This is a genomic window from Phyllobacterium myrsinacearum, assembly GCF_014138285.1.
GTDB classification, from domain to species: Bacteria; Pseudomonadota; Alphaproteobacteria; order Rhizobiales; family Rhizobiaceae; genus Phyllobacterium; species Phyllobacterium myrsinacearum_A.
In genome coordinates, this window is the sequence record NZ_JACGXN010000009.1 from 37,610 (window position 1) to 51,093 (window position 13,484).

The following is a 13,484-nucleotide window of genomic DNA, read 5'->3' on the forward strand; positions in this document are numbered from 1 at the left end:
CGATAATCGATGCACGATCCTGATCAATGCAGATTGCACCTCGGGAAACAGTTTCCCTTCACTTGAACCGGAATACACAACGCCCGGTAAAACTCAGAGACGCAATTGAGCGACAAATGTGACAAAGGCAAGGACATCCCCGTTCTGCGCACAATTTAAATACCAATTGTGGAGTTTCGGCAACGCACACGCGAATATACTAGATGTTACAACTCAAATGATGGTTAGCCGGTCAGCAACCGGTGTCGGAAACTGTCAATTCAGGGCGCCTGCCGTCTTTTTTCCTGAAAATTCACCTACGGCAGTAGCAAGTCGCTCGGCCACGTGGGTGCGCCATGCGGGATCGAGCATCAGCTTTGCATCTTCGTCGTTGGACAAATAACCGATTTCCACCAGGACCGAAGGCACGTCGGGCGCACGCAACACCTGGAATCCGGCAAAGCGATGCGGATTGTTGATCATGTTCACATCGCCCTTGAGCGCTCTGACGACGCCTTTGGCAAAGCTAAGCGAAAATGTGTGGGTCTCGCGCCGCGTCAGATCCATGAGAATATCGGCGATCTCGGGTGTCTCATTGTCAAATGTAACGCCCGCCACTGCATCCGCCTTGTTTTCGCGATCCGCCATGGCGCGCGAGGCAGCGTCGGAAGCCTTGTCCGAAACCGTATAGACCGTCGCGCCGCGAATATTGCGCTGGTTGATCGTGTCGGCGTGTACCGAAATGAACAGATCAGCCTCATATTGCCGGGCAATCCGCACGCGCTCGGTCAAGCGCAGGAATTCATCACTATCACGGGTCATTTCGATGCGCAGCCCGGGAATCTTGCGCAACTGGTCTCGCAATTCCCGCGCAAACATCAGCGTGACATCTTTCTCCATGATGCCGCCACTGCTTTCCGCGCCGCTGTCGATACCGCCATGGCCCGCATCCACCACCACCGTGAACGGCTTGGGCGCCTTGCTGACCTCGCTGGGCGCGGCGCTTGCGAGACGATCGCCCTTCAGCGCCGTCTGCGTGGAGGCTGTCGTTGCATTCTGGGTTTTGAGCGCTTCGGCAAACTGGCGATCGGAAGAAGCGACAAGATCAGCCACGAGGCGGTAGCCCGGACTGTTGTCATTCTTCAGAACATCGACCCGCTCGACGCTGAACGGGCCTTTCATTGTGAAAATGAGTCGCGAACGTGCGTCATCGATCATGCCGTAGCGAACATCATCAATAAGACCGCGCGGCTCCAGTGATTTCTTGTCAAAGGCAAAGACGGCCTTCGGCAAATCGACCACCAGACGATGCGGCTGATCGAGCAAAAGAGTCGACACCTCAGGCTCACGGTCGAAATTGATGACGACGCGGGTCCGCAACTCGTCACCGGCCGCCTGATATGTCAAGGCAGCCAGTTCGTTGGCAGCACTGGCTCTCTCACTCGCCTGCGCAACGGCAAGCAAACCAAAGAAGACAGCTACAAAAACCCGGCAGATCACATTCATTTCATTGCAGATTCATGTCGGCATTTGCCAGACATCATCCCCTCTGGTGCTGTTTTGTATCAGACGGAGCACGATTGTTACATCGCTTTAGCCATATTATATGTGAATGATAGGTAACCCGTCGTGGTTAATTTAGTCTTATTAACTGACTTGTCCCGCCTTCTTGACCGCCACTTCCGTGCCACCCCGATGACACGATTATGAAGAAGGCCTTGTCATAACGCGACACACCTCCTAAAAGCAAAGGTGGGTTACTTTCCGCCATCCGGAATCAAGCTCTCTACGTCACGGCAATTGGCCGGCTGACACTGAAGGCAAATACACGGAGCGGCAGAAGCGAAGCATCGCTGCGGTAACCGAAAAAGAATTTGGCGTGAGCAGACAGGGAATGTCGGCTGCGCTTTTTGTGAACGGCAGATTGCGCAGACAAGGCGCGTCGAGCCAGCCCTTTCGAGGGTATTAACAGTGTCGGCAATGCTCCAGAGCATGCCATTCGTGAGGTCGTTTCGTCAGGAACAGAAATGTTTGATACAGACGTGATTATAACCGGCTTGAAAGCCGCGGGTGCTGAAACGCAACCCCGCGTGATGCCGTGTCTGTCTGTTTCTGCGAACCTTAATATATCCGGCAAATGTGAAAATGCGGCTCCGGCACCCCTGTGGGCGTCCCGGTTGAACCGCGTTTTGAGCGTTTCAGCCGGGGAGAAGAATTATAATGTCGGACAAAATGCTAATCGACGCCTCCCACCAGGAGGAAACGCGCGTTGTCGTGGTTCGCGGCAACCGGATTGAAGAATTTGACTTTGAGTCGGAACACAAGAAACAGATCAAAGGCAATATCTATCTGGCGCGTGTCACACGTGTAGAACCATCGCTTCAGGCAGCCTTCGTTGAATATGGCGGTAATCGCCATGGCTTTCTCGCGTTCAGCGAAATCCATCCTGACTACTACCAGATCCCTGTCGCAGATCGCCAGGCACTGATCGACGCGGAAGCCGAGGCAGCCAGCCAGGACGAAGATCATGAAGAAAACGCTGGTGAGCAGCGCAGCCGTGATCGCAATGATCGCGGACAGCGCAATCGCCGTCGCAGCCGTCGTGGCACGCGTCAGGGCGACGAATCGGTCAAGCTTGATGCGGCCGACGATGAGAACGCGTCCGGTGATGAAGCGGTCGACGGTCACGACTCATCAGAACAGGCGGGATCGGACGAGACCGGCTCTTCCGAGGACAATGGCGGCCAGACTTTGGCTGCGGCTGTAGACGCCGATGTCATTTCAGAAGCCGTTGCCGTCGATACGGACGAAGCAAACGCAGACTCCGAGGAGACGGCCGAGGAAAGCGACAATCACGCGCGCAAATCCAAGCGCCGCTCACAGGACGACAAGGAAGAGCCGCATGACGAGCTCGACGAAGTCGATTCCATTGGTGCCGAAGATGCAATGGAAGAAGTTCCGACGCATCAGCGCTTCCAGCGCCGCCAGTACAACATTCAGGATGTCATCAAGCGTCGGCAGATTCTGCTGGTTCAGGTCGTCAAGGAAGAGCGCGGCAACAAGGGCGCAGCGCTGACCACATATCTGTCACTCGCTGGCCGTTACTCGGTGTTGATGCCAAACACGGCCCGTGGCGGCGGCATTTCGCGCAAGATCACCAGCATTCAGGACCGCAAGCGCCTCAAGGATATCGTCAAGGATCTCGAAGTGCCCAAGGGCATGGGCGTGATCCTGCGCACGGCCGGTGCGATGCGTACCAAGCCGGAGGTGAAGCGCGATTACGAATATCTGATGCGGTTGTGGGAAAATGTCCGCAGCCTCACCCTCGCCTCCAGTGCGCCGACCCTCGTCTATGAGGAAGGCAGCCTGATCAAGCGCTCTATCCGCGATCTCTACAACAAGGACATCACGGAAATCCTCGTGGCCGGTGAAAACGGCTATCGCGAGGCCAAGGACTTCATGCGCATGCTCATGCCGAGCCATGCCAAGGTGGTACAGCCCTATCGCGAATTGACACCGATCTTTGCGCGCAACGGCATCGAGGCCCAGCTCGACCGGATGTTGCAGCCGCAGGTCACGTTGAAATCAGGCGGTTACATCATCATCAACCAGACGGAAGCTTTGGTGGCGATTGACGTCAACTCCGGCCGGTCGACACGCGAACACTCCATTGAAGACACTGCCTTACAGACGAATCTTGAAGCAGCGGATGAAGTTGCGCGCCAATTGCGACTGCGCGACCTTGCCGGTCTGATCGTTGTCGACTTCATCGACATGGAAGAAAACCGCAACAATCGTGCGGTTGAAAAGCGCATGAAGGATTGTCTGAAAGACGATCGCGCCCGCATCCAGGTCGGTCGTATTTCCCATTTCGGTCTGCTCGAAATGTCGCGTCAGCGTATTCGCGCCAGCGTTCTGGAAAGCACGACGCAGATTTGCACGCATTGCGGCGGCACCGGGCATGTACGTTCGGCGTCATCCATCGCATTGCATGTCATGCGCTCGATCGAGGAATATCTGCTGCGTCATTCGCAGAACAACATCATCGTTCGCACCACTGTGGCAACGGCGCTTTATGTGCTCAACCACAAGCGCCAGAACCTTGCCGATCTGGAGACCCGTTTTGGTCTGACGATCAGCATCGAAGCCGATGACAGCGTCGGCGCACAGCATTTCGCCATCGACAAGGGCTCGATTGCCCTCGGTCCAATTGTTCCGCTCAGCGAAACGCCGACACTCGGTATCGTCGACGATTTTGACGAGACTGACCCGGTTGTCGAAGACATTGACGATGACGTCGAGGGTGAAGCCCAGCCGGGCGAAACTGCTCGTGCCGGCGACAATGATGAATCATCCCGGAAACGTCGCCGCAAGCGTCGGCGCCGTGGCGGTCGTGACCGTCAGGACGTTGCTGCCGGTGAACCCGGCCAGGCCGTGCGCGGCGACACCGATGGCGATGACGCCGATGTTCCGGCTGTTGAGGGTGAAGACGCCGCTGCCGCCCAGGCACGCGAAGAAGAGAACGAACGCCGCAAGAAGCGTCGGCGTGGTCGCCGCGGTGGTCGCAAGAATCGCCGTCCGGAAGATGGTGAGGATAACCACGTTGCCGCCAAGACCGTACCCGATGCGGAACCGGTCTTTGTAAGCATACCTCTTCCTGATTTCAGCAAGCCTGCTGCCGTTGAAACCAAGGCATCTGCCGTCGAAGAAACCGTGTTCGTCGAGAGCACAATCGTCGACGTAGTTGCGGAAGCGGTTGCCGTCGAGGAAGTCCCGGTCAAGAAGCCTGCGCGCCGCAAGCCGCGCGCCAAGGCGGGGGCTGAAACGGTCGAGGCTGTGGCAGAAGCTGCACCGGTAGACGTAGACGTTGCACCTGTCGAAGCACCGGCCAAGCCGAAGCGCGCACCGCGCAAGACAGCCAAGAAGGCTGTCGCCGAGGAAACCGTTGCCGAAGCAACGCCTGTAGTCGTTGCCGAAGCAAAGCCTGTAGTCGCGGAGGCACCCGTTGCCGCGCCTGTCGAAGCCAAGCCTGAACCGGCCCCGGAGCCTGTTGTTGCGCCAAAGCCGGAACCCGCGAAAGTTGACAACAGTACTCCTGTTGTGACCTCGACCGCAGCGAAGGAAAAGAAGGCCGAAGGCGAAGCGCCTGCGAAACGCGGCTGGTGGCAGAAGAAAGGGTTCTTCTGAGCCTCAAAAACGCGTGGATAAGTGAGTTGAAGAACCGGCATCGTTGCCGGTTCTTCTTTATCAAGACTCCCTGTATCCTCAGGAGCCTCAGATTTGCCGGAATAATCTGGAATCTCACAAATGAGAGAACACGGTTTGCTTCTCTTTCCTTCAAAGATCGACTTCGATACGAATAAGCCATGATGACAGTTCGACAGATCATTTTGCGTCAATCGTTTACTGCCATGGCACGCAGCGCGGCAGCCGCTGTTCTCGCGGGCGCAGTCAGTCTCGTTCAGACAAGCATCGCCGCAGCACAATCCAATGTGCCCATTGTCCGCGATGCGGAGATTGAAGCGCTGGTGACGGACTACGCCACGCCAATCATCAACACAGCCGGTCTCGGCAAACACGCCATTCGCATCGTTCTGGTTAACAACAGCAGTTTCAATGCGTTTGTGGATGGCCGCCGCATCTTCATCAATACGGGTGCCCTCCTCCAGGCGGAAACACCCAATGAGATCATTGGCGTGCTGGCCCATGAAACCGGGCATCTTGCCGGCGGGCACCAGTTCCAGTTGCGCGAGCAGTTGGCGCGCGCCAAGACAATGGCCGTTGTGGCCGGAATCCTGGGCATGGGCGCCGCCGTTGCGGGTGCAGCGACCAAGCAGGGCAGCGTTGCACAGGCCGGTGCCGGCGTTGCCATGGGTGGTACGGAAGTTGCCATGCGCAGCCTGCTCAGCTATCAGCGCACGGAGGAAATGGCGGCGGATCGTTCGGCGATCACCTACCTTGCCAACACAGGGCAATCCGCCAAGGGCATGCTGACGACGTTCGAGCGTTTTTCCAACGCCCTGTCGCTCACCGGCACACGCACAGATCCCTATCGCATCAGCCATCCCATGCCGCGCGAGCGCATCGCCAATCTGGAAACACTTGCCCGCGCCAGCCCATACTTTGAAAAAACAGACAGCGCTGCTCTGCAGCAGCGACATGACCTCATGCGCGGGAAAATTGCTGCCTATACGGGTGGCGGCACGAGTGTGCTGCAAAGTTTCCGCAAGGACCCCAACAATATTGGTGCGCGTTACGGCAACGCCATCGCGATTTACCTCAATGGCTCGTCGCAGGAAGCGCTCGGGAAGATCGACGCACTGATCAAGGAACAGCCGAAGAACCCTTATTTTTATGAGATGCGCGGCGAAATACTGCTCAAACAGAGCAAGGTTATGGACGCAGCGGCGGCCTACAAGAAGGCCGGTGCCCTTGATCCGCGCAAATCAAGCCTTATCCGCATGAGTTATGGCCGGGCCCTGATGCTTAGCGGTACCCCCGCTAATCTGAAGGCCTCGATCAAGGAAATTCAGGCGGGGATCGACCGGGACCGCGAATTTCCCGACGGTTACGGCTATCTGGCGCAGGCCTATGGTCAGCTTGGCGATGGTCCGCGTTCCGACCTCGCCTCGGCCGAACAGAAATACTATTCCGGCAAGATCCAGGATGCGCAGATCTTCGCCATACGGGCCCAGAGAGGCCTGCCCAATGGATCACCGGACTGGGTTCGTGCCCAGGACATCATCAATGCCAAGCGCAAATGAGCACCCATAAGCTGCCTTTTGCCGACATCAATACAAACAAGGACATGACACTATGAAAAAAGTCGCTCTGGTAGGTGCAACAGCAGGCCTAGCCGCTCTCGTTGCGCTCGGTTTCAGCCAACAGGCTGTTCTGGCCCAGACCAGCACCGCTGCCACGTCGCAGCCTGCCATGTCCTCAACGGTCAATCGTGCGGAAATCGAAGCCATCATCAAGGATTATCTGCTCAAGAATCCGGAAGTGCTGCTTGAAGCGCAGGCAGCCCTGAGCGCCAAGCAGGAAGCGACACAGCAGCAGGCGCAGGGCCAGGTCATCAGCCAGAACAGCGAAAAACTCTTCAATTCTCCGCTTGATGCTGTCTTCGGCAATCCCAAGGGTGATGTTACGGTTGTCGAGTTCTTTGATTACAATTGCGGCTACTGCAAACGCGCCCTGCCCGATATGGATGCCTTGCTCAAGAGCGATCCCAACCTGCGCTTCGTGATGAAGGAATTTCCGATTCTGGGACCAGACTCCACCAAGGCCCATATTGTCGCCAAGGCGTTCAAGGCTTTGATGCCGGAGAAATACCTGGAATTCCACCGCGACCTTCTTGGCCATGACGGCCGCGCAACCGAAGAAGCAGCCATGCAGATTGCCATCAAGCTTGGCGGCAACGAAAAGCAGATCCGCGAAAAGATGAAATCACCTGAGATCGCGCAGGCCTTCCAGCAGAATTATGATCTTGCCAACAGCCTGAACATCAACGGCACACCATCCTACATAATCGGCAATGAGGTGGTTCCGGGTGCCCTAGGTGCTGACGCGCTGGCAGAAAAAATCAGCCATATTCGCAACAAATAGCCCTGCCTATATGCCAATGATTGCAAAAACCATTTATGGACGAGCAATCAAGTGACTTTTCGGCTGGCGAACACCCGCTTTGTCAGGCAGTTTCGTCCTATGGATAAACATCGGACTTGCTACCTTCCTTGTGGATTGCTTCGCCATCCGGAAAACAGAACTAGTTCCATTTGGCTATTCATTGCTCTATATGGGACCCGTCATCGGGTCCCGAAACCCGTCAATATATCCGGTATGGTATGAAACAGCTGATCTTTGTCCTCAATGGCCCGAACCTGAACATGCTGGGAAAGCGTGAACCAGGCATCTATGGCGCTTCCACATTGAGTGACATCGAGGCTCTCTGCCGCGCAGAGGGCGAAAAACTCGACGCCGAGATCGAGTTTCGTCAATCCAACCACGAAGGTGATCTGGTCTCCTGGATTCAGGAAGCAGGCGAGAAAAAAGCCGCTGTCCTGATCAATCCGGCTGCCTACACGCATACATCGATCGCATTGCATGATGCCATCCGCGCGGCGGCCGTCACGCTGGTGGAAGTTCATCTATCCAATATTCACGCGCGCGAGTCATTCCGCCATCACTCCTATGTTTCCCCTTTGGCCAAAGGGGTGATATGTGGCTTTGGAGTGGATGGCTATGTGATGGGCTTGCGCGCACTCGTCAAAGCAGCGGCACCGCAATAACAAGGGCTGCCGAACAGAAATAAGGGGCTTGAAAAAGCATGGCTAGCAGAAACACCGGGATCGACAAGGTCATGATCCGCGATCTCGCAGAAATTCTGAACGAGACGGATCTCACCGACATCGAAATCGAGCAGGGCGATCTGCGTATCCGCGTATCGCGTCAGATCACCATGCAGGCTGCTGCACCGCAGGCCGTCTATGCACAGGCTCCGGCTGCTGTACCAGTTGCTGCCGCTGTGCCTGTCGAGGCTGCCAAGCCCGCTGGTGATCCATCAAAGAATGCTATTCCCTCACCAATGGTCGGTACAGCCTATCTGTCCCCGGCTCCCGGTGCCCGTGCCTTCATCGAAGTTGGCTCGAAGGTCAAGGAAGGCCAGACGCTGATGATCATCGAGGCGATGAAGACGATGAACCAGATTCCATCGCCTCGCGCCGGTACCGTCACGGCCATTCTCATCGAGGACAGCCAGCCGGTTGAATATGGCGAATTGCTAGTTGTGATCGAATAAATCGAGAGCGTGATGTTTCAGAAAATTCTCATAGCCAACCGTGGCGAAATTGCCTTGCGCGTGCTGCGCGCCTGCAAGGAGCTCGGCATTCAGACTGTCGCAGTCCATTCGACCGCCGACGCCGACGCCATGCATGTGCGCCTTGCCGATGAAAGCGTTTGCATCGGACCGCCTCCTTCGCGCGACAGCTATCTGAATATTCACCAGATTGTTGCCGCCTGCGAGATCACAGGCGCCGATGCCATCCATCCCGGCTACGGCTTCCTGTCCGAGAACGCCAAGTTTGCGGAAATCCTCGAAGCCCACGGCATCACCTTCATCGGCCCCACCGCCGCGCATATCCGAACCATGGGTGACAAGATCGAGGCGAAGCGCACCGCAAAACGCCTTGGCATACCTGTTGTTCCCGGCTCAGATGGCGGCGTGACCGATGACAAGGAAGCGGCGCGCATTGCCGCCGAAATCGGCTATCCTGTGATCATCAAGGCTTCGGCCGGTGGTGGCGGACGCGGTATGAAGGTCGCGCTGAGCGAAGAGGAACTGTCCGTTGCGCTTTCGACAGCGCGTACGGAAGCCGGTGCCGCCTTTGGCGACGACGCCGTCTACATCGAAAAGTACCTGCAGAAGCCACGCCACATCGAAGTTCAGGTCATGGGCGACGGAATGGGCAAGGCCGTGCATCTGGGCGAACGCGACTGTTCGCTGCAGCGCCGGCACCAGAAAGTCTGGGAAGAGGCCAACTCGCCCGCTCTCAATGCGGATGCGCGTGATCGCATCGGCATGATCTGTGCCAACGCCATGGCCGACATGGGCTATCGCGGTGCGGGTACGATCGAGTTCCTGTATGAAAACGGCGAGTTCTATTTCATTGAGATGAACACCCGTTTGCAGGTCGAACATCCGGTCACGGAGGCCATTACGGGCATCGATCTTGTGCATGAGCAGATCCGGGTTGCGTCCGGCGGCGGTCTCTCGGTGACGCAGGACGAGATTCGCTTTCATGGCCATGCCATCGAGTGCCGCATCAACGCGGAAGATCCACGCACCTTTGCGCCGTCGCCCGGCAAGATCACCCACTATCACACGCCCGGCGGCCTCGGCATCCGCGTCGATTCCGGCGTTTATACCGGCTACAAGATTCCACCTTACTACGACAGCCTCATCGGCAAGCTTATCGTGCACGGCCGCAATCGTGTGGAATGCCTGATGCGTTTGCGCCGTGCGCTGGACGAATTCGTGGTGGATGGCATCAAGACGACGTTGCCGCTGTTTCAGGACCTGATCAACAATCCTGATATTGCCAATGGCGATTACGATATCCATTGGCTCGAAAAGTATCTGGCAGGCGACACCGCTACCGCCGAAGAAGAGGCATGACGGGCAAGGACCCGGCAGAGACCTTCAAAATAGACCCCGAGTTGTTGCTGCGCGCCTATGCAACCGGGGTCTTTCCCATGGCCGAAGAGGCCGACAACCCGGAGATCTTCTGGGTTCGCCCGGAAAAACGCGGCATTATTCCCTTCGAGAATTTCCATGTTTCGCGCAGTCTGCGCAAGACAATCCGCCAGGGCCGCTTCGACATCCGTTTCAACACGGATTTTCGGGGCGTTATTGACGGATGTGCCAGTGGCAGCGGTGAGCGTGCCCGTACGTGGATCAATCAACCGATCCGCGAAGCCTATGGCACACTGTTCGTCCTTGGCCATTGCCATACAGTCGAAGCATGGCAGGAGGATCGGCTCGTTGGCGGCCTCTACGGCATCTCGCTGGGATCAGCCTTTTTCGGCGAAAGCATGTTCTCGCGTCAGCGCGATGCGTCGAAAGTCTGCCTCGTCCACCTGGTCAGCCATTTGATTGAAAAGGGATTTACCCTGCTCGATACCCAATTCACCACCACCCATCTGGAAAGCTTCGGCGCTGTTGAGGTCCCCCGGCGGCAATACCAGAAGATGCTCGACAACGCGTTGGCACAGTCAGCAGAGTTTTAAGGCGTCATAGTCTCCAAAACAAAATGTAGTATGGTTCATCCCACCGTAGCTGCCGCAAGAGCAGGCGGCTGAAAGATTTTTTACGAACAGTGTCGGGTTGACGGCTTTCCACACGTCCTTGGATGGAAGCGCAACTCAGGAGAGGAGAACTGTCATGAAAATCAATGCGTATCTGAATTTTGATGGACAATGCGAAGAAGCATTCAAATTCTACGAAAAGGTTCTGAACGGCAAGATCCAGTTCATGGCCCGTTTCGGCGAGATGCCCGAAGGTGGTCAGATGCCCGGATCGGAAAATCTGATCATGCACGTCCATATGACTGTGGGTGACAATGAACTGATGGGCTCCGATGCACCGCCGCCCTATTTCGAGAAGGCGCAGGGAATGCATGTTTCCCTGCATGTCGATAGTGCTGCCGATGCCGACCGGATTTTTGCTGCATTGGCCGAGGGCGGTAAAGTCAGCGCGCCGATCGGGGAAACATCATGGGCTATTCGCTTTGGCATGCTCGTAGACCGTTTTGGAACACCCTGGATCATCAATTTCGCCAAGCCGATGATGTGATAATAAAAGATGATATCCCGGTGCTTCGGCACCGGGGTCGATCTCTGCCTGCACTCCCTCTGTGCGCGGTTCGTGGTTCGACAAGCTCACCATGAGGGAGAGTGGTGAGCGTGTCGAACCACGAGCCATCGTCATGCAATCAAAAATTGGGGAATCAGTCAGCTTTTGGCTGGAGCAGGAACATCCGAGGACTGCTTGCAGCCCTTCAGCCAGACATCATAAACCGGGTGCTCGACCGCATTGAGACCGGGGCTGTCGGCAAACATCCAGCCGGAGAAAATCTTGCGGATCTTGCGGTCGAGGGTGATTTCATCCACTTCGACAAACGTATCGGTTTTTGGTGTTTCCGTATCCGGACGCGTGTAGCAGACACGCGGTGTCAGCTGCAACGCGCCGAACTGAACCGTTTCATCGATATAGACATCAAACGAGGTGATTCGACCGGTAATCTTGTCGAGGCCCGAAAAAACAGCGATCGGGTTGGAAATCTTGTCGTCGGCGGCAAATGCGGGTGCACACAGGCCAATGGCCATCAAACCGGCCGCCACAAGGCGGGTTTTGCTGCGGAATGGAAAGGACAAGTTGGGACGGATCATTTCAATTCCGGCTGTGTTCAGGCTGACGGGACAGTTTCTTACCAACCCGTCGATAATCACCAATTGTGGCAGAAGAAAATCCGTTCAGGATCCCGGTGTCCATGCATCGTAATCGCCCGTCACGGCAGGACGGTTGTCGCCATGAGCAATGGAACCCTTTGGACGGTAGGCAGCGGCGGAACCGGTGAGGTTCTGCTGATGGGGCTTTTCCCAAACATGCGCTTTGTAATCTTCGCGGGACGGCGGCGTTTCAGCGCGATGATGAATCCAGCCGTGCCAGCCCGCAGGAATAGCCGAAGCTTCCGCATAGCCCTTGTAGATCACCCAGCGGCGCGTGCGGCCTTCGGAATCCTGCGTGCCTTCATAATAGACATTGCCGAACTCGTCTTCACCGACTTTCGTACCCTTGCGCCATGTAAAGACGCGCGTACCGATCGTCTGACTGTTCCACCAGGTGAAAAACTGTAAAAGGAAGGTCTTCATAGCAATCCTGCTTCGAACTCTGTCGTTCAACTCTTCGGGTTATGGCCGTATCACCTGGGGATAGCAAGGGTCAAGTTGCCGCTGGCGGGGCTTCCACGACCATTTTGAAACCGGCATGGCTCTTCTTGAACCCCAGCCTTTCGTAGAAACGATGCGCATCCACCCGCTTGGCATTCGACATCAACTGTATCAGCCCCACACGGCGCGCCTTGCCGAGCGCAATGCAATGTTCGATCAGCTTGGCGCCGATCCCCTTGCCGCGCAGGTCGCTGCGGGTCTGCACAGCGCCGATGGTCATATTGGTGGTGCCGCGACTTGGCAATGTCGTGGTAAACGTCACCTGTGCCGTGGCAACCACTTCACCCTCGAGCACGCCGACAATCAGCTGGTCGCAATTGCTGGCTTCGATCTGGTCGAAAGCGCGCTCATAGTGCGGAAAAAACGCGGGATCCGTCGTGTCACCATGGCCGCCAACCAGATCCTCGGCGAATATCGCAATCAGTGCGGGCAAGTCCGCACGGATAGCGCGACGGAAAACAGGTTCAGCAACCGATGTCACGGCGCGAGCTCATATCCCGACAGGGATTTCTCCATCACCAGCACGGAAATACCGGAATTGGCTTCTCCCCAGTTGTCCGTCCGCGCACCGGTCAGATCAAACCCCCTGCTTTCATAAAAGCGCCGAGCCTTTTGATTTGATTCGATAACTTCGAGATGCAGCATGAACACGCCGGGAAAAGCGCTTTCCACTTCCGCCAGCAGGAGCGAACCCACGCCATTGCTTTGCTTTTCCGGATGCACATAGAGCTGGTTGAGCAGCGCCAGCTTGTGGTCCTTTTGCGAGGCATAGGCCATGCCGTAGAGATCAGCACCGTCATCGGCGAGGATGAACTCGGAATAGGGCTTTGCCAGCTGCTTTTTCAACGCATCCAGCGAGTGGTAGCGATTGGTGACCGCATTGACCTTTTCGACGCCGTAAACATCGTCATAGGTTGCATGCCAGGTCTCTACGAGCAAATCACGGACAGTTACCAGATCGTCCTTCGTCGCGCTTCGAATCCACATTCTTTAATCGA

General features: G+C 56.4%; 13 protein-coding genes. 8 read left to right on the top strand and 5 right to left on the bottom strand.

All coding sequences use genetic code 11. The features are described 5' to 3' along the window. Positions 1-255: 255 nt before the first annotated feature. Entirely contained in the window at positions 256-1,485 is a 1,230-nt protein-coding gene (locus tag FHW16_RS21595) for an N-acetylmuramoyl-L-alanine amidase (RefSeq protein WP_182551359.1), read from the bottom strand. 714 nt (positions 1,486-2,199) lie between these two features. Here FHW16_RS21595 and FHW16_RS21600 point away from each other — a divergent pair. The 8 genes from FHW16_RS21600 (at position 2,200) to FHW16_RS21635 (ending at position 11,329) form a co-directional block, all read left to right on the top strand. Further along, positions 2,200-5,166: an Rne/Rng family ribonuclease gene (locus tag FHW16_RS21600; protein ID WP_182551360.1), complete on the top strand. Its 2,967-nt coding sequence runs from the start codon at positions 2,200-2,202 to the stop codon at positions 5,164-5,166. Positions 5,167-5,345: 179 nt separating this feature from the next. Further along, positions 5,346-6,743, top strand: coding sequence for a M48 family metalloprotease (locus FHW16_RS21605; RefSeq protein ID WP_182551361.1), 1,398 nt, complete (start codon positions 5,346-5,348; stop codon positions 6,741-6,743). Between the two features lie 52 nt (positions 6,744-6,795). Then, positions 6,796-7,584: a DsbA family protein gene (locus tag FHW16_RS21610; RefSeq protein ID WP_182551362.1), complete on the top strand. Its 789-nt coding sequence runs from the start codon at positions 6,796-6,798 to the stop codon at positions 7,582-7,584. Positions 7,585-7,823: 239 nt separating this feature from the next. Then, positions 7,824-8,267, top strand: coding sequence for a type II 3-dehydroquinate dehydratase (gene aroQ / locus FHW16_RS21615; protein ID WP_182551363.1), 444 nt, complete (start codon positions 7,824-7,826; stop codon positions 8,265-8,267). A 38-nt stretch (positions 8,268-8,305) separates the two neighbouring features. After that, positions 8,306-8,776 (top strand): acetyl-CoA carboxylase biotin carboxyl carrier protein, encoded by a 471-nt coding sequence (accB, locus tag FHW16_RS21620; RefSeq protein ID WP_182551364.1) that lies wholly within the window; start codon positions 8,306-8,308, stop codon positions 8,774-8,776. A gap of 12 nt (positions 8,777-8,788) precedes the next feature. After that, the gene (gene accC, locus FHW16_RS21625; protein WP_182551365.1) at positions 8,789-10,153 is read left to right on the top strand and encodes an acetyl-CoA carboxylase biotin carboxylase subunit; all 1,365 of its coding nucleotides are present in this window, start codon (positions 8,789-8,791) and stop codon (positions 10,151-10,153) included. After that, positions 10,150-10,764 carry a leucyl/phenylalanyl-tRNA--protein transferase gene (gene aat, locus FHW16_RS21630; protein ID WP_182551366.1) on the top strand — a complete coding sequence of 205 codons (615 nt, stop codon included), beginning with the start codon at positions 10,150-10,152 and terminating at the stop codon, positions 10,762-10,764. Before accC ends, aat begins: the two co-directional genes overlap by 4 nt. A gap of 154 nt (positions 10,765-10,918) precedes the next feature. Then, complete coding sequence (locus FHW16_RS21635; RefSeq protein ID WP_182551367.1) at positions 10,919-11,329, top strand: VOC family protein; 411 nt, start codon at positions 10,919-10,921, stop codon at positions 11,327-11,329. Between the two features lie 158 nt (positions 11,330-11,487). Here FHW16_RS21635 and FHW16_RS21640 read toward each other — a convergent pair whose 3' ends face one another. The 4 genes from FHW16_RS21640 to FHW16_RS21655 form a co-directional block, all read right to left on the bottom strand. Beyond that, positions 11,488-11,862: a DUF2155 domain-containing protein gene (locus FHW16_RS21640; protein WP_432652069.1), complete on the bottom strand. Its 375-nt coding sequence runs from the start codon at positions 11,860-11,862 to the stop codon at positions 11,488-11,490. Positions 11,863-12,009: 147 nt separating this feature from the next. Beyond that, complete coding sequence (locus FHW16_RS21645; protein WP_182551369.1) at positions 12,010-12,408, bottom strand: NADH:ubiquinone oxidoreductase subunit NDUFA12; 399 nt, start codon at positions 12,406-12,408, stop codon at positions 12,010-12,012. Positions 12,409-12,478: 70 nt separating this feature from the next. Next, positions 12,479-12,967 (bottom strand): GNAT family N-acetyltransferase, encoded by a 489-nt coding sequence (locus FHW16_RS21650; RefSeq protein WP_182551370.1) that lies wholly within the window; start codon positions 12,965-12,967, stop codon positions 12,479-12,481. Next, the gene (locus FHW16_RS21655) at positions 12,964-13,473 is read right to left on the bottom strand and encodes a GNAT family N-acetyltransferase (RefSeq protein WP_182551371.1); all 510 of its coding nucleotides are present in this window, start codon (positions 13,471-13,473) and stop codon (positions 12,964-12,966) included. The genes FHW16_RS21650 and FHW16_RS21655 overlap by 4 nt, the downstream gene beginning before the upstream one ends. Positions 13,474-13,484 lie beyond the last annotated feature (11 nt).

Excerpts from the sequence above, each read along its gene's own strand:
- FHW16_RS21610 (WP_182551362.1), top strand. The coding sequence starts at position 6,796 with ATGAAAAAAGTCGCTCTGGTAGGTGCAACAGCAGGCCTAGCCGCTCTC.
- FHW16_RS21645 (WP_182551369.1), bottom strand. The coding sequence starts at position 12,408 with ATGAAGACCTTCCTTTTACAGTTTTTCACCTGGTGGAACAGTCAGACG.
- FHW16_RS21635 (WP_182551367.1), top strand. The coding sequence starts at position 10,919 with ATGAAAATCAATGCGTATCTGAATTTTGATGGACAATGCGAAGAAGCA.
- aat (WP_182551366.1), top strand. The coding sequence starts at position 10,150 with ATGACGGGCAAGGACCCGGCAGAGACCTTCAAAATAGACCCCGAGTTG.
- FHW16_RS21640 (WP_432652069.1), bottom strand. The coding sequence starts at position 11,862 with ATGGCCATTGGCCTGTGTGCACCCGCATTTGCCGCCGACGACAAGATT.
- FHW16_RS21595 (WP_182551359.1), bottom strand. The coding sequence starts at position 1,485 with ATGAATGTGATCTGCCGGGTTTTTGTAGCTGTCTTCTTTGGTTTGCTT.
- accC (WP_182551365.1), top strand. The coding sequence starts at position 8,789 with ATGTTTCAGAAAATTCTCATAGCCAACCGTGGCGAAATTGCCTTGCGC.
- FHW16_RS21655 (WP_182551371.1), bottom strand. The coding sequence starts at position 13,473 with ATGTGGATTCGAAGCGCGACGAAGGACGATCTGGTAACTGTCCGTGAT.
- accB (WP_182551364.1), top strand. The coding sequence starts at position 8,306 with ATGGCTAGCAGAAACACCGGGATCGACAAGGTCATGATCCGCGATCTC.
- FHW16_RS21605 (WP_182551361.1), top strand. The coding sequence starts at position 5,346 with ATGATGACAGTTCGACAGATCATTTTGCGTCAATCGTTTACTGCCATG.
- aroQ (WP_182551363.1), top strand. The coding sequence starts at position 7,824 with ATGAAACAGCTGATCTTTGTCCTCAATGGCCCGAACCTGAACATGCTG.
- FHW16_RS21600 (WP_182551360.1), top strand. The coding sequence starts at position 2,200 with ATGTCGGACAAAATGCTAATCGACGCCTCCCACCAGGAGGAAACGCGC.